Below are 1,876 nucleotides of genomic sequence, written 5' to 3' on the forward strand. Positions count from 1 at the left end.
CTATGCATGCGGGGTGGTCCTTCGCATGTCGACACGTTCGATTATAAACCGAGACTCAAAACCGACCATGGGCGAGCCTCCAACTATGGTTCGCCATGGTGCTCGTCGCCTTGGAAATTCAAACAGCGCGGTGACAGCGGACTTTGGATATCCGACTTGTTCCCGAACGTCGCCAACCAAGCCGATGAGATGTGTCTCCTTCGAGGGATGCACTGCGACCAACCCGCGCACGCTCAAGCGATGTTGCAAATGCACACGGGAACGTTTCAGTTTGTTCGGCCGTCGCTCGGTGCGTGGTCGCTTTACGGTCTCGGTACCGAGAACCAGAATCTTCCCGGATTCATTTCGATCAACCCGCCTTCGGCGACCGGTGGAGCCCAGAACTACGGCAGCGCGTTTTTGCCGGCAGCCTATCAGGGCACCAAATTCACGATCCAGGACAGCAGCCAGCGAAATCGCCGAATTGATCGCATGCGACGTGGCGAAACAAACCCGTACGGAATCAACAACCTGCCGTCCTGGTTGACCGACGATCCATCCACCGAATCGAGCGGACTGAATCTTTCGAAGGACAATCAACGGAAACAACTCGATCTCATCGGTGCCCTGAACCGCGAAAAGCTTGAACGCGATCGCCACAATCCGATCGTCGAAGGTGCCATCGAGAACTTCGAACTCGCATTCCGGATGCAAGACGCGGTGCCGGAAGTGATGGACCTTTCGAACGAGACGCAAGAGACGCTTTCGCTCTATGGCATCGACGAAGATCCTACCGACGGTTTCGGGCGTCAGTGTTTACTCGCGCGGCGTTTTGCCGAGTCGGGCGTTCGCTTTATCGAATTGGGACACGGCAGTTGGGATCAACACAGTAACATCCAAACGGCACTGAGCGACAACTGCAGCGAGACCGACAAACCGATCGCGGGCTTGATCGCAGACTTGAAACGTCGTGACATGCTCAAAGACACTCTTCTTGTTTGGGGAGGCGAGTTTGGACGCACACCGTATTCCGACAGCGGTACCGGTCGGGACCATAACCACAAAGGCTACACGATGTGGATGGCCGGAGGCGGCGTCAAAGGCGGCTTCAGCTATGGAAGCACCGACGAGCACGGTTATGAGGCGATCGAAAACAAGATGCATGTCCACGATTGGCATGCCACCATCCTGCACCTTCTCGGGCTCGATCATGAACGGCTTACGTTTCGCCATGCCGGTCGCGAGATGCGGTTGACCGACGTCGCGGGATCCGTCGCCCAGGACATTCTCGCGTAGCCGTTTCTTGCCGAAGCATCGATAAGCTCCCGCCAATTCGGCTATATTGGGGAGTCTTTGATGGGGCGGCGAAGCGGATGCGGCCTCGATGGATTTGTGTACTCGGGGCGGTCTCGCATGCGTTTCTTTCGTGTTCCTCGAGAGCGAGTGGTTGATGCGGTTCCGGTCGCGCTGGTCTTGATCCTTTTCAGCCTCGTTGTGGTCGTTCCGTTGGCGGTCCCGGTTTGCATGCTGCATCTGTGGTTGTGGCTCCGCCATCCGCGCAGTCGATCGCGTTATCTGATCTTCGCATGCGTCAGCGGATTGATCTTGGGGTTGGGGGGCGCGCTGCCGTTGATCGGCAACCTTGTTTACTCGCATACCAGCGGGGGAGACGCCGTGCTCGCTCACGTCGGTCACGTTCCGATGATGTTGATGGTGTTTTCGGCCGCGGGGATACTGCCGATTCTTTATCGACTGGTGTCACGTTGCTCGCTCACGTCGCGGCGGGAAATTGCGTTGACCGAGCACCCTGTCGAACCTCAGCTTGATGGTCAGTCGCGTGCCGGGATTTTCGATTTGTTGGCGTTGTCGACAATGTGCGCGATCGTGTTCGTGTGTG

General features: G+C 57.2%; 2 protein-coding genes. Both read left to right on the plus strand.

The features are described from left to right. The coding region (locus RSSM_RS22280) for a DUF1501 domain-containing protein (RefSeq protein WP_044303292.1) at window positions 1-1,275 on the plus strand (1,275 nt) is incomplete at its 5' end. Window positions 1,276-1,392: 117 nt separating this feature from the next. Continuing rightward, the coding region (locus tag RSSM_RS22285) for a hypothetical protein (protein ID WP_044303291.1) at window positions 1,393-1,876 on the plus strand (484 nt) is incomplete at its 3' end.

The sequence above is a fragment of the Aporhodopirellula sallentina SM41 genome, assembly GCF_000346505.1.
Classification (GTDB): domain Bacteria; phylum Planctomycetota; class Planctomycetia; order Pirellulales; family Pirellulaceae; genus Rhodopirellula; species Rhodopirellula sallentina.